This window comes from Vibrio sp. 10N.261.51.C6, assembly GCF_041471785.1.
In the GTDB taxonomy this organism is placed as follows: domain Bacteria; phylum Pseudomonadota; class Gammaproteobacteria; order Enterobacterales; family Vibrionaceae; genus Vibrio; species Vibrio crassostreae_C.
The window spans coordinates 1-14,284 of record NZ_JBFRPB010000090.1 but is presented as its reverse complement, the minus strand read 5'-3'; the positions used below and the strand labels follow the sequence as shown (position 1 = coordinate 14,284).

The 14,284-nt window shown below is 45.2% G+C and carries 28 protein-coding genes; all 28 read right to left on the bottom strand.

The genetic code is table 11. The features are described from left to right. Window positions 1-160: 160 nt before the first annotated feature. On the bottom strand, window positions 161-541 hold the full coding sequence (gene rplQ / locus AB4375_RS20530) for a 50S ribosomal protein L17 (protein ID WP_004729812.1): 381 nt from the start codon (window positions 539-541) through the stop codon (window positions 161-163). Between the two features lie 24 nt (window positions 542-565). Then, window positions 566-1,558, bottom strand: a complete 993-nt coding sequence (locus AB4375_RS20525) for a DNA-directed RNA polymerase subunit alpha (RefSeq protein WP_004729813.1) — start codon at window positions 1,556-1,558, stop codon at window positions 566-568. 22 nt (window positions 1,559-1,580) lie between these two features. Then, entirely contained in the window at window positions 1,581-2,201 is a 621-nt protein-coding gene (rpsD, locus tag AB4375_RS20520) for a 30S ribosomal protein S4 (protein WP_004738777.1), read from the bottom strand. Window positions 2,202-2,232: 31 nt separating this feature from the next. Next, a complete protein-coding gene (rpsK, locus tag AB4375_RS20515; RefSeq protein ID WP_004738778.1) occupies window positions 2,233-2,622 on the bottom strand; it encodes a 30S ribosomal protein S11 in 390 nt (129 codons plus the stop codon). Between the two features lie 19 nt (window positions 2,623-2,641). Next, window positions 2,642-2,998 (bottom strand): 30S ribosomal protein S13, encoded by a 357-nt coding sequence (rpsM, locus tag AB4375_RS20510; protein WP_004738779.1) that lies wholly within the window; start codon window positions 2,996-2,998, stop codon window positions 2,642-2,644. 148 nt (window positions 2,999-3,146) lie between these two features. Beyond that, window positions 3,147-3,260 carry a 50S ribosomal protein L36 gene (gene rpmJ / locus AB4375_RS20505; protein ID WP_000868186.1) on the bottom strand — a complete coding sequence of 38 codons (114 nt, stop codon included), beginning with the start codon at window positions 3,258-3,260 and terminating at the stop codon, window positions 3,147-3,149. A 41-nt stretch (window positions 3,261-3,301) separates the two neighbouring features. Continuing rightward, window positions 3,302-4,636 (bottom strand): preprotein translocase subunit SecY, encoded by a 1,335-nt coding sequence (gene secY, locus AB4375_RS20500; protein WP_004738781.1) that lies wholly within the window; start codon window positions 4,634-4,636, stop codon window positions 3,302-3,304. 20 nt (window positions 4,637-4,656) lie between these two features. Continuing rightward, window positions 4,657-5,091 (bottom strand): 50S ribosomal protein L15, encoded by a 435-nt coding sequence (gene rplO / locus AB4375_RS20495; protein WP_004736758.1) that lies wholly within the window; start codon window positions 5,089-5,091, stop codon window positions 4,657-4,659. A gap of 5 nt (window positions 5,092-5,096) precedes the next feature. Beyond that, complete coding sequence (rpmD, locus tag AB4375_RS20490; RefSeq protein WP_004736756.1) at window positions 5,097-5,273, bottom strand: 50S ribosomal protein L30; 177 nt, start codon at window positions 5,271-5,273, stop codon at window positions 5,097-5,099. A gap of 7 nt (window positions 5,274-5,280) precedes the next feature. Continuing rightward, window positions 5,281-5,781 (bottom strand): 30S ribosomal protein S5, encoded by a 501-nt coding sequence (gene rpsE / locus AB4375_RS20485; protein WP_017061307.1) that lies wholly within the window; start codon window positions 5,779-5,781, stop codon window positions 5,281-5,283. A 14-nt stretch (window positions 5,782-5,795) separates the two neighbouring features. Further along, the gene (gene rplR, locus AB4375_RS20480) at window positions 5,796-6,149 is read right to left on the bottom strand and encodes a 50S ribosomal protein L18 (protein ID WP_004738784.1); all 354 of its coding nucleotides are present in this window, start codon (window positions 6,147-6,149) and stop codon (window positions 5,796-5,798) included. Between the two features lie 9 nt (window positions 6,150-6,158). After that, a complete protein-coding gene (gene rplF / locus AB4375_RS20475; RefSeq protein WP_017063712.1) occupies window positions 6,159-6,692 on the bottom strand; it encodes a 50S ribosomal protein L6 in 534 nt (177 codons plus the stop codon). A gap of 10 nt (window positions 6,693-6,702) precedes the next feature. Next, complete coding sequence (gene rpsH, locus AB4375_RS20470) at window positions 6,703-7,095, bottom strand: 30S ribosomal protein S8 (protein ID WP_017061309.1); 393 nt, start codon at window positions 7,093-7,095, stop codon at window positions 6,703-6,705. A 29-nt stretch (window positions 7,096-7,124) separates the two neighbouring features. Further along, a complete protein-coding gene (gene rpsN / locus AB4375_RS20465; RefSeq protein WP_004738789.1) occupies window positions 7,125-7,430 on the bottom strand; it encodes a 30S ribosomal protein S14 in 306 nt (101 codons plus the stop codon). Window positions 7,431-7,446: 16 nt separating this feature from the next. Beyond that, complete coding sequence (rplE, locus tag AB4375_RS20460; protein ID WP_004738790.1) at window positions 7,447-7,986, bottom strand: 50S ribosomal protein L5; 540 nt, start codon at window positions 7,984-7,986, stop codon at window positions 7,447-7,449. Window positions 7,987-8,010: 24 nt separating this feature from the next. Continuing rightward, entirely contained in the window at window positions 8,011-8,328 is a 318-nt protein-coding gene (gene rplX, locus AB4375_RS20455) for a 50S ribosomal protein L24 (protein ID WP_004738792.1), read from the bottom strand. A gap of 11 nt (window positions 8,329-8,339) precedes the next feature. Continuing rightward, window positions 8,340-8,711: a 50S ribosomal protein L14 gene (gene rplN / locus AB4375_RS20450; protein ID WP_004736740.1), complete on the bottom strand. Its 372-nt coding sequence runs from the start codon at window positions 8,709-8,711 to the stop codon at window positions 8,340-8,342. Window positions 8,712-8,873: 162 nt separating this feature from the next. After that, a complete protein-coding gene (gene rpsQ, locus AB4375_RS20445) occupies window positions 8,874-9,128 on the bottom strand; it encodes a 30S ribosomal protein S17 (protein WP_004736739.1) in 255 nt (84 codons plus the stop codon). Further along, window positions 9,128-9,319, bottom strand: coding sequence for a 50S ribosomal protein L29 (gene rpmC, locus AB4375_RS20440; RefSeq protein ID WP_004736737.1), 192 nt, complete (start codon window positions 9,317-9,319; stop codon window positions 9,128-9,130). The genes rpsQ and rpmC overlap by 1 nt, the downstream gene beginning before the upstream one ends. Further along, window positions 9,319-9,729, bottom strand: coding sequence for a 50S ribosomal protein L16 (gene rplP / locus AB4375_RS20435; RefSeq protein WP_004736736.1), 411 nt, complete (start codon window positions 9,727-9,729; stop codon window positions 9,319-9,321). Before rplP ends, rpmC begins: the two co-directional genes overlap by 1 nt. A gap of 11 nt (window positions 9,730-9,740) precedes the next feature. Beyond that, the gene (rpsC, locus tag AB4375_RS20430) at window positions 9,741-10,439 is read right to left on the bottom strand and encodes a 30S ribosomal protein S3 (protein WP_004736734.1); all 699 of its coding nucleotides are present in this window, start codon (window positions 10,437-10,439) and stop codon (window positions 9,741-9,743) included. Between the two features lie 18 nt (window positions 10,440-10,457). Further along, complete coding sequence (gene rplV / locus AB4375_RS20425) at window positions 10,458-10,790, bottom strand: 50S ribosomal protein L22 (RefSeq protein WP_004736732.1); 333 nt, start codon at window positions 10,788-10,790, stop codon at window positions 10,458-10,460. Between the two features lie 10 nt (window positions 10,791-10,800). Beyond that, window positions 10,801-11,079, bottom strand: coding sequence for a 30S ribosomal protein S19 (rpsS, locus tag AB4375_RS20420; protein ID WP_004736729.1), 279 nt, complete (start codon window positions 11,077-11,079; stop codon window positions 10,801-10,803). Window positions 11,080-11,098: 19 nt separating this feature from the next. Next, window positions 11,099-11,923, bottom strand: coding sequence for a 50S ribosomal protein L2 (rplB, locus tag AB4375_RS20415; RefSeq protein WP_010435149.1), 825 nt, complete (start codon window positions 11,921-11,923; stop codon window positions 11,099-11,101). Between the two features lie 14 nt (window positions 11,924-11,937). Beyond that, the gene (gene rplW / locus AB4375_RS20410; RefSeq protein ID WP_004736765.1) at window positions 11,938-12,240 is read right to left on the bottom strand and encodes a 50S ribosomal protein L23; all 303 of its coding nucleotides are present in this window, start codon (window positions 12,238-12,240) and stop codon (window positions 11,938-11,940) included. Then, a complete protein-coding gene (gene rplD, locus AB4375_RS20405) occupies window positions 12,237-12,839 on the bottom strand; it encodes a 50S ribosomal protein L4 (protein ID WP_004738803.1) in 603 nt (200 codons plus the stop codon). The genes rplW and rplD overlap by 4 nt, the downstream gene beginning before the upstream one ends. Before the next feature lie 16 nt (window positions 12,840-12,855). Continuing rightward, entirely contained in the window at window positions 12,856-13,485 is a 630-nt protein-coding gene (gene rplC, locus AB4375_RS20400) for a 50S ribosomal protein L3 (RefSeq protein ID WP_004736763.1), read from the bottom strand. 14 nt (window positions 13,486-13,499) lie between these two features. Next, complete coding sequence (gene rpsJ, locus AB4375_RS20395) at window positions 13,500-13,811, bottom strand: 30S ribosomal protein S10 (RefSeq protein WP_004736761.1); 312 nt, start codon at window positions 13,809-13,811, stop codon at window positions 13,500-13,502. Between the last annotated feature and the right edge of the window lie 473 nt (window positions 13,812-14,284).

Genomic DNA, 14,284 nt, shown 5'->3' with positions numbered 1-14,284 from the left:
TACGAGATACGAGATACGAGACATTTTTGAAAATTGGAGCAGATAAGACAAGCAAAAAGTGCCAAACATCATGGTGCAATTTCTATTATCTTTTCCTTGTTCTACAGACACAAAAAAGCCGAGCTAATGCTCGGCTTTTGTATTAAGAATCTAGTATAGATTACTCAGCAGCTTCTTCAGCAGCTGGGCGGTCTACAAGCTCAATGTAAGCCATTGGAGCTTTATCACCAGTACGGAAACCACATTTAAGAATGCGAGTGTAACCACCTTGGCGAGCCGCGAAACGCGGGCCTAGTTCATTAAATAGTTTTGCCACAACTTCGTTATCACGAGTGCGAGCAAATGCAAGACGACGGTTAGCAACACTGTCTGTCTTAGCTAGGGTAATCAATGGCTCAATTACGCGACGTAGTTCTTTTGCTTTAGGCACGGTAGTTTTAATAACTTCGTGACGAACAAGAGAGCTAGCCATGTTGCTGAACATCGCTTTGCGATGACTGCTGTTGCGGTTGAGTTGACGACCACTTTTACGATGGCGCATGACCTAATCCTTCTAACTTTTCGATTAATCTTCAGCGATTGACGCTGGTGGCCAGTTTTCTAGACGCATGCCTAGAGAAAGACCACGTGAAGCAAGCACATCTTTAATCTCTGTAAGAGATTTCTTACCAAGGTTTGGCGTTTTAAGTAGCTCAACCTCAGTGCGCTGTACAAGATCACCGATGTAGTGAATCGCTTCTGCTTTCAAACAGTTAGCAGAGCGAACTGTTAGTTCAAGATCGTCTACAGGACGTAGTAGGATAGGATCGAATTCTGGCTTCTCTTCCTTCTCCTCAGGTACACGTACATCACGAAGATCTACGAACGCATCCAATTGTTCAGCTAAAATAGTAGCTGCACGACGGATTGCTTCCTCAGGTTCTAGAGTACCGTTCGTTTCCATATCGATAACAAGCTTGTCTAAATCAGTACGTTGTTCTACACGTGCCGCTTCTACAGCGTAAGCGATTTTATCAACCGGGCTGTAAGTAGCGTCAACTAGTAGACGACCGATAGGACGCTCATCTTCTTCAGTATGGATACGAGCTGAAGCTGGAACGTAACCACGACCACGTTCTACTTTGATACGCATAGCGATCTCAGCGTTGTCATCCGTTAGGTGACAAATTACGTGCTCAGGGTTAGCGATCTCTACATCACCATCGTGGGTGATGTCACCTGCAACAACAGGGCCTGAGCCTGATTTGTTCAGTGTAATAAACACTTCATCTTTGCCTTCAGCAACGCGTACAGCCAAACCTTTAAGGTTTAGAAGGATTTCCAGGATATCTTCCTGAACGCCTTCTTTAGTGCTGTATTCGTGTAGCACACCTTCGATTTCAACTTCTGTTACGGCACAACCCGGCATAGAAGATAGAAGAATGCGGCGAAGAGCATTACCTAGAGTGTGGCCGAAACCGCGCTCTAATGGCTCAAGAGTTACTTTCGCGTGTGTCGTATTGATCTGTTCAATGTCAACAAGACGCGGCTTAAGAAATTCTGTTACAGAACCCTGCATTGTGTCCTCTCTTTTTTTAACCTTACTTAGAGTAAAGTTCGACGATCAAGTGTTCATTGATGTCAGCTGATAGGTCAGAACGCTCAGGCATACGCTTGAATGTACCTTCCATTTTGCCAGCATCTACTTCAATCCAAGTTGGCTTTTCACGTTGTTCAGCAACTTCTAGAGCCGCTTTAATACGAGATTGCTGTTTAGCTTTCTCGCGGATAGAAACAACGTCGTTTGCCGCTACTTTGAAAGAAGGAACGTTTACAACTTTACCGTTAACTAGAATAGACTTGTGGCTAACTAGTTGACGAGATTCAGCACGAGTGGCGCCAAAGCCCATACGGTAAACTACGTTATCAAGACGACCTTCAAGAAGCTGAAGCAGGTTTGCACCTGTGTTGCCTTTAAGACGTGCAGCTTCTTTGTAGTAGTTGCGGAATTGTTTTTCTAGAACGCCGTAGATACGACGAACTTTTTGCTTCTCACGAAGCTGAACGCCATACTCAGATAGACGACCGCGACGAGCGCCGTGTACACCTGGTGCGTTATCAATTTTACACTTGGTATCGATCGCACGGACACCAGACTTAAGGAATAAGTCAGTACCTTCGCGACGGCTAAGCTTAAGCTTAGGACCCAAATATCTTGCCATGATCTTTCTCCAATATTCCTAGAAACGAAACTTAAACGCGACGTTTCTTAGGTGGACGACAACCGTTATGAGGGATTGGTGTCGCATCAACAATGTTAGTGATACGGAAACCAGCAGCGTTCAGTGCACGAACAGTAGATTCGCGACCTGGACCTGGACCCTTAACCATAACTTCCAAGTTCTTTAGGCCATATTCTTTAGCCATTTCACCACAACGCTCAGCTGCAACTTGTGCTGCGAACGGAGTAGATTTACGAGAACCACGGAAACCTGAACCACCTGCTGTAGCCCATGCAAGAGCGTTGCCTTGACGGTCAGTGATAGTTACGATTGTGTTGTTGAAAGAAGCATGAATGTGCGCTACGCCATCAGCTACTTGCTTGCGTACGCGCTTACGCGCGCGAGTTGGTTGTTTTGCCATTGTACTCTACCTTATCCGACTATTTCTTGATCGGCTTGCGCGGACCCTTACGGGTGCGAGCGTTGGTTTTAGTACGCTGTCCACGTAGTGGTAGACTGCGACGATGACGAAGACCGCGGTAACAGCCAAGGTCCATAAGACGCTTGATGTTCATCGATACTTCACGACGTAGATCACCTTCTACAGTGTACTTAGCTACACCATCACGCAGTTGATCGATCTGCTCTTCAGTTAGTTCACTGATCTTAGCATCTTCAGCAATACCCACTTCAGCTAGAATAGCTTGAGAGCGAGTTTTACCGATACCGTAGATTGCAGTAAGTGCAATTACAGAATGCTTATGATCAGGAATGTTAATGCCGGCTATACGGGCCATTATTCACTCCTAAGGGGTTCATAAAAGAATTATCCGCAGCAAAGCCCGTTATGGATACGCTGCGGCATACTACTTCTTTTGCACGCAAAAGGTAGGCCGAGGAATATACTCGACTCTACCTTGTATTTCAAGTAAAAATTTCTGCTAATTAGCCTTGGCGTTGCTTATGCTTTGGCTCACTGCAAATCACGCGAACGACACCGTTACGCTTGATAACTTTACAGTTACGGCAGATTTTTTTAACGGAAGCACGAACTTTCATTGCTAAACTCCGTAAATGGAATCGAAATTGTTACCACCGAATTAACGGCCGTAACCCTTCAGATTCGCTTTCTTTAACACAGAATCATACTGTTGTGACATCAGATGAGTCTGTACCTGTGCCATGAAATCCATGATAACTACCACTACGATTAGTAGTGATGTGCCGCCAAAGTAGAAACGAACGTTCCACGCGACCATCATGAACTCAGGAATCAGACAGATAAAAGTAATGTATAGAGCGCCCGCAAGGGTTAGTCTAGTCATCACTTTATCGATATATTTCGCTGTCTGCTCACCTGGGCGGATACCGGGTACGAATGCACCAGACTTCTTCAAGTTATCAGCTGTTTCACGTGGGTTAAACACCAACGCTGTATAGAAGAAACAGAAGAAGATTATAGCTGCTGCATAAAGCATTACATACAAAGGTTGACCTGGGCTAAGAGCTAATGACACGTCAGTTAACCAACCGAACGCGCTGCTTTCACCATTTTGACCAAACCACTGCGCTAATGTTCCTGGGAACAAAATAATACTTGATGCGAAAATCGCTGGAATAACACCTGCCATATTAATCTTAAGAGGCAAGTGAGAGCTTTGTGCTGCAAAAACTTTACGACCTTGTTGACGTTTCGCATAGTTAACGACGATACGACGTTGACCACGTTCCATGAAAACTACGAAGTAAATAACAGCAAAAGACAATACAGCAATCAACAGCAGAAGAAGCACATGCAATTCACCTTGACGCGCTTGCTCGATTGTTTGACCGATTGCAGAAGGCAATCCAGCAACAATACCTGCAAAAATCAGAATGGAAATACCATTACCGATTCCTCGCTCAGTGATTTGTTCACCTAACCACATTAAGAACATGGTACCAGTTACTAAACTCACGGTAGCAATAAGCGTAAACATGGTTTGGTTGATAACAACCAGATTGTCGACCATGTTTGGTAAGCCTGTTGCGATACCAATAGCTTGGAATGTTGCAAGTACAAGCGTGCCGTAGCGTGTATATTGGCTTATCTTACGACGGCCTGCTTCACCCTCTTTCTTGAGTTCCGCTAACGCTGGATGAACTACAGTTAGCAATTGGACTACGATCGATGCCGAAATGTACGGCATGATACCCAATGCTAATATAGATGCACGCTCAAGAGCACCACCGGAGAACATGTTAAACATTTCTACGATGGTACCTTTTTGCTGATCGAACAAATCGGCAAGTACAGCTGCGTCAATACCAGGGATCGGCACAAAAGAGCCGGCTCGGAATACTAAAAGTGCACCAATTACGAATAATAAGCGCGACTTTAGTTCACTTAAGCCGCTCTGAGCACTACGAAAATCTTGTCCTGGTTTCTTAGCCATCTGTACCTCGTTCCTCGAGATTATTCCTCGATTTTACCGCCTGCAGCTTCGATTGCAGCTTTAGCGCCTTTAGTCACGCGTAGACCTTTAACAGTCACAGCTTTGCTTAGGTCACCAGAAAGAACGATCTTAACAAACTCGATGTTCTTAGTGATAACGTTAGCAGCTTTAAGGCTGTTAAGATCAACTACGTCGCCTGTTACTTTCGCTAGCTCAGCTAGACGAACTTCAGCAGACACTAGGCTCTTACGAGAAGTGAAACCGAATTTAGGTAGACGTTGTTTTAGAGGCATTTGACCGCCTTCAAAACCTGGACGAACAGAGCCGCCAGAACGTGACTTTTGACCTTTGTGACCGCGGCCACCTGTTTTACCAAGGCCAGAACCGATACCACGACCTACACGCTTCTTAGAAGGTTTAGAGCCAGCAGCCGGTGATAGAGTATTCAAACGCATTCTGATTACTCCTCAATCTTAACCATGTAGTAAACCTTGTTGATCATACCGCGTACGCACGGTGTATCTTCAAGTTCTACTGTATGGTTGATGCGACGAAGACCTAGACCTTTAAGACACGCTTTGTGCTTAGGTAGGCGACCAATTGAGCTTTTAGTTTGAGTTACTTTAATAGTTGCCATCGTGTGCTTACTCCGAAATAGATTCAACAGTTAGACCACGTTTAGCAGCAACCATTTCTGGTGACTTAACGTCTACTAGAGCACCAATCGTTGCACGAACGATGTTGATCGGGTTCGTTGAACCGTATGCTTTAGAAAGTACGTTATGTACGCCCGCAACTTCAAGTACAGCACGCATTGCACCGCCGGCAATAACACCTGTACCTTCTGCAGCTGGCTGCATGTAAACTTTAGAGCCCGAATGACGACCTTTCACCGGGTGGTGAAGAGTGCCTTCGTTAAGCGATACTGTAACCATGTTACGGCGCGCTTTTTCCATTGCTTTTTGAATCGCAGCAGGTACTTCACGAGCTTTGCCGTAACCGAAACCTACGCGACCGTTACCGTCACCAACTACTGTTAGTGCAGTAAAGCTCATGATTCGACCACCTTTAACCGTCTTAGATACACGGTTAACTGCGATCAGCTTTTCTTGCAAATCATTAGCTTGTTGTTGTTCTTTAGCCATCTTCCAACCCTACCTTAGAATTTCAGACCAGCTTCGCGAGCAGATTCTGCTAGCGCCGCTACTCGACCGTGGTATTGGAAACCAGAACGATCAAATGCAACTGAAGCTACGCCTTTTTCAAGAGCGCGCTCAGCAACAGCTTTACCAACTGCTTTAGCTGCATCAACGTTACCAGTGTTCTTAACTTGCTCACGGATCGCTTTTTCTACAGTAGAAGCAGCTGCGATAACCTCAGAGCCGTTTGCCGCGATAACTTGTGCGTAAACATGGCGAGGAGTACGGTGTACTACCAGGCGAGTTGCACCAAGTTCTGCAATCTTACGACGTGCACGTGTAGCACGACGGATGCGAGATGCTTTCTTATCCATAGTGATACCTTACTTCTTCTTAGCTTCTTTAGTACGCACATTTTCATCTGCGTAACGAACACCTTTGCCTTTGTAAGGCTCAGGAGCACGGTAAGAACGAATGTCAGCCGCAACTTGACCTACTACTTGCTTATCGCAACCAGTAATGATGATCTCAGTTTGGCTAGGGCACTCAGCTTTAATACCTTCAGGTAGAGCGTGCTCTACTGGGTGAGAAAAACCAAGAGTTAGAGCTACAGAGTTGCCTTTCATAGCAGCACGGTAACCAACACCCTTAAGAGTTAGCTTCTTAGTGAAGCCCTCAGTAACACCTACAACCATGTTATTAACTAGAGCGCGAGCTGTACCAGCTTGTGCCCATGCGTTAGTAACACCTTCTTTCGGACCGAAAGTTAGGTTGGTTTCTTCCTGTGCAATAACTACGGCGCTGTTAAGAACGCGAGTAAGCTCACCTTTGCTACCTTTTACAGTAACTTCTTGGCCGTTTAGTTTCACCTCTACGCCAGCTGGAATAGCGACAGGTGCTTTAGCAACACGAGACATAATCTACTCCTTAAGCTACGTAACAGATGATTTCACCGCCAAGACCTGCTTTACGAGCAGCACGGTCAGACATCAGACCCTTGGAAGTAGAAACAACTGCAATACCAAGACCACCCATCACTGTAGGTAAAGAGTCTTTATTTTTATAAACTCTTAGACCAGGACGTGATACACGCTTGATTTGCTCGATTACAGGTTTAGCTTGGAAGTACTTAAGAGTAACTTCTAGCTCAGGTTTTGCTTCGCTGTTAACAGCGAAGTCTACGATGTAACCTTCAGCTTTAAGTAATGCAGCAATTGCAACTTTAAGCTTTGAAGAAGGCATTTTTACAGCAACTTTGTTTGCTGCCTGACCGTTACGAACTCGGGTCAGCATATCCGAAATCGGATCTTGCATGCTCATAAGATTTACTCCAAATGATTAAGTGGCAATTACCAGCTAGCCTTACGAAGACCCGGAATCTCGCCTTTCATGCAAGCTTCACGAACCTTAATGCGGCTTAGACCGAATTTACGTAGGTAACCGTGTGGACGACCAGTTTGGTTGCAACGGTTGCGCTGACGTGATGCACTTGAATCACGTGGAAGAGATTGCAGTTTAAGAACCGCATTCCAACGATCTTCTTCAGATGCGTTTACATCGCTAATGATAACTTTTAGCGCAGAACGCTTTTCAGCGAACTTAGCTACTAGTTTTGCACGTTTAGCTTCACGTGCTTTCATTGATTGTTTAGCCATAACAGTAACCCTACCCTTACTTACGGAATGGGAAGTTAAAGGCAGCCAGCAGAGCTCGGCCTTCCTCATCGGAACCCGCAGAAGTCGTGATAGTGATATCAAGACCGCGGACACGATCGACTTTATCGTAGTCGATTTCCGGAAAGATGATTTGCTCGCGAACGCCCATGCTGTAGTTACCGCGACCGTCAAAAGACTTAGCGCTAACACCACGGAAATCACGTACACGTGGAAGTGCGATAGAGATTAAACGCTCTAAAAATTCCCACATGCGCTCACCACGCAAGGTTACTTTACAACCAATTGGGTAGCCTTCACGAATTTTGAAACCAGCTACAGATTTACGCGCTTTAGTGATAAGTGGCTTTTGACCAGAGATCGTTGCCATATCAGCTGCTGCGTTTTCTAGCAGTTTCTTATCGTTGATTGCTTCACCAACGCCCATATTTAGGGTGATTTTCTCAATCCTAGGGACTTGCATGACGCTTGTGTAGCTGAACTCTTTGGTAAGCTCAGCGACTACAGACGACTTGTAGTAATCATGCAGTTTCGCCATAGTAGAACTCCAAATTACTTCTAATTAGTTAGAAACAGTTTCGCCGTTAGATTTGAAGAAACGAACTTTCTTGCCATCTTCGATACGGAAACCGATACGGTCTGCTTTACCAGTAGCCGCGTTAAAAACAGCAACGTTAGAAGCATCAATAGCTGCTTCTTGTTCAACGATGCCACCTTGTTGACCTAGAGCCGGAACCGGCTTTTGGTGTTTCTTAACAAGGTTGATGCCTTCAACGATAACTTTACCAGTTGTCAGAACCTTAGTTACTTTACCTTTCTTGCCTTTATCTTTACCAGCAAGAATGATTACTTCGTCATTACGACGGATTTTAGCTGCCATATTGCCGCTCCTTACAGAACTTCAGGTGCTAGTGATACAATCTTCATGAATTTCGCGTTACGAAGTTCACGAGTCACAGGACCAAAGATACGTGTGCCGACTGGTTGCTCAGTAGTGTCATTTAACAATACACAAGCATTACTGTCGAAGCGAATGACAGAACCGTCTGGGCGACGAACGCCTTTACGGGTGCGCACTACTACCGCCTTCAGAACATCACCTTTCTTTACTTTACCGCGAGGAATCGCTTCCTTCACTGTAACCTTGATGACGTCACCGATATGTGCATAACGGCGGTGAGAGCCACCCAGAACCTTAATACACATTACCTTGCGCGCGCCAGAGTTATCTGCTGCGTCAAGTGTACTTTGCATCTGGATCATTGTTAGTGCTCCGCTAAATATTAAAACTAGACCCTCTCGGGTCGGGCTGCCTCTTTAAAAGGGACGCGAATTGTACCACCCTTTTTTTAAATTGGGTAGACAAAAAACAAGCGGCTCCAAAAAATAATTTGGAGCCGCTTATAAGTTATAGAATTACAAAGATTAAATCTTCGCTTTTTCTAGAACTTTAACCAATGTCCAAGACTTAGTCTTAGACAGAGGACGACACTCAGCGATTTCAACTTTGTCGCCTAGGCCACAAGTGTTGTCTTCGTCGTGTGCGTGTACTTTAGTCGTGCGTTTGATGAACTTACCGTAAATTGGGTGTTTTACAGTGCGTTCAATAGCAACAACGATAGACTTGTCCATCTTGTCGCTTACTACACGGCCTTGCTGGATGCGGTTAGTTTCGCTCATTATGCGCCTGCCTTTTCAGTCAAAACAGTTTTCACACGTGCGATGTCACGGCGTACAGCTTTTAGAGTATGAGTTTGCTGAAGTTGACCAGTTGCAGCTTGCATGCGCAAGTTGAACTGTTCACGTAGCAAATTCAATAGCTCAGCGTTAAGCTCTTCAACGTTCTTTTCGCGTAGATCTTGTGCTTTCATCACATCACCTGCTTAGTTACAAAAGTAGTTTTAACAGGCAGTTTACGTGCCGCTAGGCGGAACGCTTCACGTGCCAACTCTTCAGGTACGCCATTCATCTCGTACATAACTTTGCCTGGTTGGATTTGAGCAACCCAGTACGCAACTGAACCTTTACCTTTACCTTGACGAACTTCAAGAGGCTTTTCAGTAATTGGCTTGTCTGGGAATACACGAATCCAGATTTGACCTTGACGCTTAATGTGACGTGTCATAGCACGACGTGCCGCTTCGATTTGACGTGCAGTCAGACGACCACGGCCAACAGCTTTAAGACCGAATTCGCCGAAGCTTACTTCAGTACCTTTAGCTAGACCACGGTTACGACCAGTCATAACCTTGCGGAACTTAGTACGTTTTGGTTGTAGCATCGTTCGACTCCTTACTTACGGCCTTTACGCTGCTTCTTAGGCTTATCGCCTTTTGGCTCTACTGCGTTAGCAGCTGGCATACCGCCTAGAATCTCACCTTTGAAGATCCAAACTTTAATGCCGATCACACCGTATTGAGTGTGAGCCGAAGAAGTTGCGTAATCAATGTCTGCACGTAGAGTGTGTAGAGGCACACGGCCTTCACGGTACCACTCAGAACGTGCGATTTCAGCACCGCCAAGACGGCCGCCTACTTGTACTTTGATGCCTTTAGCGCCTAGACGCATAGCATTTTGTACCGCACGCTTCATTGCACGACGGAACATAACACGACGCTCTAGTTGAGACGCGATGCTATCAGCTACAAGCTGACCATCTAGCTCAGGCTTACGTACTTCAGCGATGTTAATTTGCGCTGGTACACCTGCGATTTTAGCTACAGCTGCGCGTAGCTTCTCTACGTCTTCACCTTTCTTACCGATAACAACGCCAGGACGAGCAGTGTGAATAGTCACACGGATGCTCTTAGCTGGACGCTCGATAACGATACGAGATAATGATGCTTTTTGTAGTTCCTTTGTAAGGAACTGACGTACCTTGAAGTCGCCGTCTAGGTTGTCAGCGAATTCGTTGGTATTAGCAAACCATGTAGCATTCCAAGGCTTAACGATGCCAAGACGAATACCATTAGGATGTACTTTCTGACCCATTGCTTACTCTCCTAGTCTTTAGCGATCTGCTACAACAATAGTGATGTGGCTTGAACGCTTCAAGATACGATCCGCACGACCTTTAGCACGAGGCATAATACGCTTCATGATAGGGCCCTCATCTACGAAGATTTTAGCGACATTTAGATCGTCGATATCTGCACCTTCGTTATGTTCCGCGTTAGCGATAGCTGACTCAAGAACCTTCTTAACTAATACAGCAGCTTTTTTGTTGCTGAAAGTTAGAATTTCTAGAGCTTGGTCTACCGACTTACCGCGAATTTGGTCTGCAACTAAGCGAGCTTTCTGTGGAGAAATACGAGCAAAGTTATGTTTAGCTAAAGCTTCCATCATCTACTCCTTATTTCTTCTTAGCTTTCTTATCTGCAGCATGACCGCGATAAGTACGAGTTGGTGCAAATTCGCCCAGTTTGTGACCGATCATTTCTTCGGTAACGAAAACTGGAACGTGCTGACGACCATTATGGACAGCGATGGTCAAACCAATCATTGTTGGGATGATCATTGAGCGACGGGACCAAGTCTTAATAGGCTTTTTGTCTCCGCTTTCCACCGCTTTCTCTACCTTCTTCAGCAAGTGTAGGTCAATAAAAGGACCTTTCTTGAGAGAACGTGGCATGGCGATTCCTCTTTATAAATTATTTAGTGCGACGACGTACGATGTACTTGTCAGTGCGCTTGTTCTTACGAGTCTTGAAGCCCTTAGTAGGAACGCCCCAAGGAGAAACTGGGTGACGACCACCAGATGTGCGGCCTTCACCACCACCATGTGGGTGATCCACCGGGTTCATTACTACACCACGTACGGTTGGACGTACGCCGCGCCAGCGTGAAGCACCAGCTTTACCAAGTTCACGTAGCATATGCTCAGAGTTACCAACTTCACCGATCGTTGCACGACCTTCAGAAAGAACTTTGCGCATCTCACCAGAACGTAGACGGATAGTTACGTATGCACCATCGCGAGCGATGATTTGAGCATAAGCACCAGCCGAACGAGCTAGTTGAGCACCTTTACCAGGCTTAAGTTCAACACAGTGTACAGTAGAACCTACTGGGATGTTGCGCATCGGCAGAGTGTTACCTGCTTTGATTGCAGCATCTACGCCAGATTGAATCTGGTCGCCTGCGTTAACACCTTTAGGTGCAATGATGTAACGACGCTCACCGTCTGCGTACAGAACTAGAGCGATGTTAGCACTACGGTTTGGATCGTATTCTAGACGCTCAACTTTCGCTGGGATGCCATCTTTAGTACGTTTGAAGTCAATTACACGGTAATGGTGCTTATGACCACCACCGATGTGACGTACTGTAATACGACCGTTGTTGTTACGACCACCGTTCTTAGAGTTTTTCTCTAGAAGTGGTGCGTATGGCTTACCCTTGTGTAGGTCAGCGTTAACAACTTTAACGACGTGACGACGACCAGGGGAAGTCGGCTTACATTTAACAATAGCCATTTTTACTACTCCTGTTATTCCGCGCCGCCAACGAAGTCAAGATCTTGACCTTCTTTCAAAGTAACGTAGGCTTTCTTAACGTCTGAACGACGGCCTTCACGCATACCTTGACGTTTGGTCTTACCCTTTAATACAAGAGTATTTACAGACTTAACTTCAACTTCAAATAGCTTTTCTACAGCTGCTTTGATCTCTTTCTTAGTTGCATCTTTAGCTACTTTGAAAACGATAGTGTTCGCTTTCTCAGCTGCCATAGTTGCTTTTTCAGAGATGTGCGGAGCACGTAGAACTTTTAAGATACGCTCTTCAGTGATCATGCTAGCATCTCCTCAACTTGCTTAACTGCGTCAGCAGTCATTAGAACCTTGTCGAAAGCGATTAGTGATACTGGATCAACACCAGCAACATCACGTGCATCTACTTTGTATAGGTTACGAGCAGCTAAGAATAGATTTTCATCTACTTCGCCAGTCACAATCAGAACGTCGCTTAGCTCAAGCTCTTTAAGCTTAGCTACAAGTTCTTTTGTTTTTGGTGCTTCTACAGAGAAGTTATCAACAACGATTAAACGCTCTTGACGAACTAGCTCAGAAAGAATGCTCTTCATAGCACCGCGGTACATTTTTTTGTTTACTTTTTGGCTGTGATCTTGTGGTTTCGCAGCAAAAGTAACACCACCTGTACGCCAGATTGGGCTACGAATTGTACCAGCACGTGCGCGGCCAGTACCTTTTTGACGCCATGGCTTAGCGCCACCGCCAGATACTTCAGAACGAGTCTTTTGAGCACGAGTACCTTGACGAGCACCTGCTGCATATGCAACAACTACTTGGTGTACAAGAGCTTCGTTGAAGTCACGTCCGAAAGTAGTCTCGGAAACAGTTAGTGCATCAGCACCTTTAACCATCAATTCCATTACTTACTCCTAGACGTTATGCTTTAACAGCAGGTTTTACGATCACGTTTCCGCCTGTTGAGCCCGGTACTGCACCTTTAATAAGGAGTAGATTGCGCTCAGCGTCAACACGTACGATCTCTAGGTTTTGAGTCGTTACACGCTCAGCACCCATGTGACCTGCCATTTTCTTGCCTTTAAACACGCGGCCTGGAGTTTGACATTGGCCAATTGAACCCGGTGCGCGGTGAGACAAAGAGTTACCGTGAGTCATATCTTGAGTAGAGAAATTCCAACGCTTGATAGCGCCTTGGAAGCCTTTACCTTTAGATGTACCAGTAACGTCTACTTTTTTAATTTCGTTGAAAAGTTCTACGTTTAGCTCAGCGCCAACTTCAAACTCTTCGCCGTTTTCTAAACGGAATTCCCAAAGACCGCGACCTGCTTCTACACCCGCTTTCGCGAAGTGACCAGCTTCAGGTTTAGTTACACGGTTAGCTTTCTTAGCACCAGTAGTTACTTGGATTGCTGCGTAGCCATCAGTCTCAAGAGTTTTAACTTGAGAAATACGGTTCGCTTCAACCTCAACAACAGTTACTGGGATAGAAACGCCTTCTTCAGTAAATACGCGGGTCATACCCACTTTACGTCCGACTAGACCAATCATTATTCTTATCTCCCTTAACCTAGGCTGATTTGAACATCAACGCCAGCTGCAAGATCAAGACGCATTAGAGCATCAACAGTTTTATCTGTTGGCTCAACGATGTCGATCAAACGCTTGTGAGTACGGATTTCGTACTGATCACGTGCATCTTTGTTGACGTGTGGAGAGGTAAGAACAGTGAAACGCTCTTTACGAGTAGGAAGTGGAATAGGACCACGAACCTGTGCGCCAGTACGTTTTGCTGTTTCAACGATTTCCGCAGTTGAAGCATCGATTAGCTTGTAATCAAACGCTTTAAGGCGGATACGAATACGTTGGTTCTGCATGAGACAGAGCTCCAATTATTAAAAATTACACAAACAATATCGCCACTCAAACCCGATAAAACGAGAGAATGCCGATTGATTTATGTGAAACCGTAGCACCCAAAATTAGGACGCATTGTCAGTTAACTTTTGAAGTAAACAAGAAGTTTACTATTTTTATTAACCGCGAACATAAGCTGAGTATACATTACTAGGTAAGACCTACTCCTCAGTGCTCATTGGTTCACAACCAGCGTTAGCCAGTGCGATGCATTATACAGATCACACTTTAGTATGCAAGTAGTGTTGGAAAAATAATCGCAATTTATTGGAAGTTGGTTTTGTATCGAGAGGGAAGAAGATAGATGGAAGGTAATATTTCTTTTGAGAAAACAAAAGGGAAGCCGAAGCTCCCCTTTTCAGATGCGTGCTCTTCTAATGAAGAGAGTGCAAAAATCTAAATGCTATTAAGCGAAGATTTTAGCTACAACACC

Coding starts and splice junctions, on each gene's coding strand:
- rplQ (WP_004729812.1), bottom strand. CDS start 541: ATGCGCCATCGTAAAAGTGGTCGTCAACTCAACCGCAACAGCAGTCAT.
- AB4375_RS20525 (WP_004729813.1), bottom strand. CDS start 1,558: ATGCAGGGTTCTGTAACAGAATTTCTTAAGCCGCGTCTTGTTGACATT.
- rpsD (WP_004738777.1), bottom strand. CDS start 2,201: ATGGCAAGATATTTGGGTCCTAAGCTTAAGCTTAGCCGTCGCGAAGGT.
- rpsK (WP_004738778.1), bottom strand. CDS start 2,622: ATGGCAAAACAACCAACTCGCGCGCGTAAGCGCGTACGCAAGCAAGTA.
- rpsM (WP_004738779.1), bottom strand. CDS start 2,998: ATGGCCCGTATAGCCGGCATTAACATTCCTGATCATAAGCATTCTGTA.
- rpmJ (WP_000868186.1), bottom strand. CDS start 3,260: ATGAAAGTTCGTGCTTCCGTTAAAAAAATCTGCCGTAACTGTAAAGTT.
- secY (WP_004738781.1), bottom strand. CDS start 4,636: ATGGCTAAGAAACCAGGACAAGATTTTCGTAGTGCTCAGAGCGGCTTA.
- rplO (WP_004736758.1), bottom strand. CDS start 5,091: ATGCGTTTGAATACTCTATCACCGGCTGCTGGCTCTAAACCTTCTAAG.
- rpmD (WP_004736756.1), bottom strand. CDS start 5,273: ATGGCAACTATTAAAGTAACTCAAACTAAAAGCTCAATTGGTCGCCTA.
- rpsE (WP_017061307.1), bottom strand. CDS start 5,781: ATGGCTAAAGAACAACAACAAGCTAATGATTTGCAAGAAAAGCTGATC.
- rplR (WP_004738784.1), bottom strand. CDS start 6,149: ATGGATAAGAAAGCATCTCGCATCCGTCGTGCTACACGTGCACGTCGT.
- rplF (WP_017063712.1), bottom strand. CDS start 6,692: ATGTCTCGTGTTGCTAAAGCACCTGTCGCTATTCCAGCTGGCGTAGAG.
- rpsH (WP_017061309.1), bottom strand. CDS start 7,095: ATGAGCATGCAAGATCCGATTTCGGATATGCTGACCCGAGTTCGTAAC.
- rpsN (WP_004738789.1), bottom strand. CDS start 7,430: ATGGCTAAACAATCAATGAAAGCACGTGAAGCTAAACGTGCAAAACTA.
- rplE (WP_004738790.1), bottom strand. CDS start 7,986: ATGGCGAAACTGCATGATTACTACAAGTCGTCTGTAGTCGCTGAGCTT.
- rplX (WP_004738792.1), bottom strand. CDS start 8,328: ATGGCAGCTAAAATCCGTCGTAATGACGAAGTAATCATTCTTGCTGGT.
- rplN (WP_004736740.1), bottom strand. CDS start 8,711: ATGATCCAGATGCAAAGTACACTTGACGCAGCAGATAACTCTGGCGCG.
- rpsQ (WP_004736739.1), bottom strand. CDS start 9,128: ATGAGCGAAACTAACCGCATCCAGCAAGGCCGTGTAGTAAGCGACAAG.
- rpmC (WP_004736737.1), bottom strand. CDS start 9,319: ATGAAAGCACAAGATCTACGCGAAAAGAACGTTGAAGAGCTTAACGCT.
- rplP (WP_004736736.1), bottom strand. CDS start 9,729: ATGCTACAACCAAAACGTACTAAGTTCCGCAAGGTTATGACTGGTCGT.
- rpsC (WP_004736734.1), bottom strand. CDS start 10,439: ATGGGTCAGAAAGTACATCCTAATGGTATTCGTCTTGGCATCGTTAAG.
- rplV (WP_004736732.1), bottom strand. CDS start 10,790: ATGGAAGCTTTAGCTAAACATAACTTTGCTCGTATTTCTCCACAGAAA.
- rpsS (WP_004736729.1), bottom strand. CDS start 11,079: ATGCCACGTTCTCTCAAGAAAGGTCCTTTTATTGACCTACACTTGCTG.
- rplB (WP_010435149.1), bottom strand. CDS start 11,923: ATGGCTATTGTTAAATGTAAGCCGACTTCCCCTGGTCGTCGTCACGTC.
- rplW (WP_004736765.1), bottom strand. CDS start 12,240: ATGATCACTGAAGAGCGTATCTTAAAAGTTCTACGTGCTCCGCACATC.
- rplD (WP_004738803.1), bottom strand. CDS start 12,839: ATGGAATTGATGGTTAAAGGTGCTGATGCACTAACTGTTTCCGAGACT.
- rplC (WP_004736763.1), bottom strand. CDS start 13,485: ATGATTGGTCTAGTCGGACGTAAAGTGGGTATGACCCGCGTATTTACT.
- rpsJ (WP_004736761.1), bottom strand. CDS start 13,811: ATGCAGAACCAACGTATTCGTATCCGCCTTAAAGCGTTTGATTACAAG.